This is a genomic window from Haloferax profundi (genome assembly GCF_001469865.1).
Lineage (GTDB): Archaea > Halobacteriota > Halobacteria > Halobacteriales > Haloferacaceae > Haloferax > Haloferax profundi.
This window is the reverse complement of the sequence record NZ_LOPV01000495.1, coordinates 1-1191: the sequence shown is the minus strand read 5'-3', so window position 1 is coordinate 1191 and position 1191 is coordinate 1. Positions and strand designations below refer to the sequence as shown.

Sequence of the window (1191 nt, the reverse complement as noted above, 5' to 3'; positions counted from 1 at the left end):
GATTCCAATCTCTCAAGGGCTGGAACACCAATCGCCACGCCCCGTCTTACCGCGACGATATCGACAGGAATCTCGTGGGCCGATAAGGCCCTCTTCAGCATCTTTGAGTTGTGTAATCGGAGTGGCTTACCACCATCGTACTCAAAAGGCCCTTGAGTGGAATCAGCCTCAATTCGCACTGTACGTCCGATATCGTCCAATGAGGCTGAACCCTCGGTTAACGGTCTGAATTCGTCAATAAAACTGGAGCCTCTTATCTTTGAATCCATCTCTTCAAGATACTCGTCGGTAACGTAGCTCGGGTCGATACAGAGCGCCCACGCGCCGGTGAGTTTGATAGCGCTCACTCTTTTACCAACCACGTCTCGGGTAAGTGGCCCAAGGTTTACTTCTCGACCGCTGTCCGTCTTGAGTATCGCATTTCCACTACCACTGATTCTGGAAACAACTCCCTTGATTTCTTTGGCCTCAGAGGCCATACATCCAATCAACCAAATGAAACAATATAAATACTAATGATAATTGCCATCATTTTGAGTGCCACCGTCTAATTAACCCAGTTTGAGGAACAGTAAGACCTGAGTTAGTTGGTCAAGATGCTCGCAAACCTGCTCAACGAGTGTTTTCGATGGGGGGTTAGAAGAAAGTTGGGAGCGCGAGCGGACGGTAACGCTTGTTCGAGGCCCGTTCGCTTTTCGCTGTAAGAACGTATGTTGAGGTGCACTTGACAGGTCTTGTTGCGAACGTAACAAGTCCTGCCACATAGATTTTAGTATGCTTTTGCGGCGTCGAAAAGCACCCTACCTTTCAATCGGAGCAGTACAGGAGAGAAACGACGTGATTGGCAGCATCAGTTACTCAGGTCGCTTACCTCAACAGACGTACGAATTCAAGTAACTAAACTCCGCCCCAACAAGGGCAGAAAGATACTTATGCGTGTAGCAAGAGGTTGGTAGTACACTTACTCTCACGTACTTCGTGTCGCACACTCGAACACCGATTCCCGAGGAAACATGGTAATGCATCCGGACACCCCACCAGACGAGTCTAATGTCCTCGAAAAAGTCGAAACTGCCCTAAAACAGGCAGTGAGAGAGCATTCGGACCTAAACTGGGAGTACGGAACTCGGATCAAACGACAGAAGTACACGTACCTCGCGGTTAAGCACTTCACCGGTGGCGACGAGGCGT

The 1191-nt window shown here is 49.4% G+C and carries 1 protein-coding gene; it reads right to left on the bottom strand.

Translation table 11 applies throughout. The features are described 5' to 3' along the window. Window positions 1-479, bottom strand: a 479-nt coding sequence (locus AUR66_RS15950) for a hypothetical protein (protein ID WP_157533167.1), incomplete at its 3' end; no start/stop codon positions are given. Window positions 480-1191: the final 712 nt, after the last annotated feature.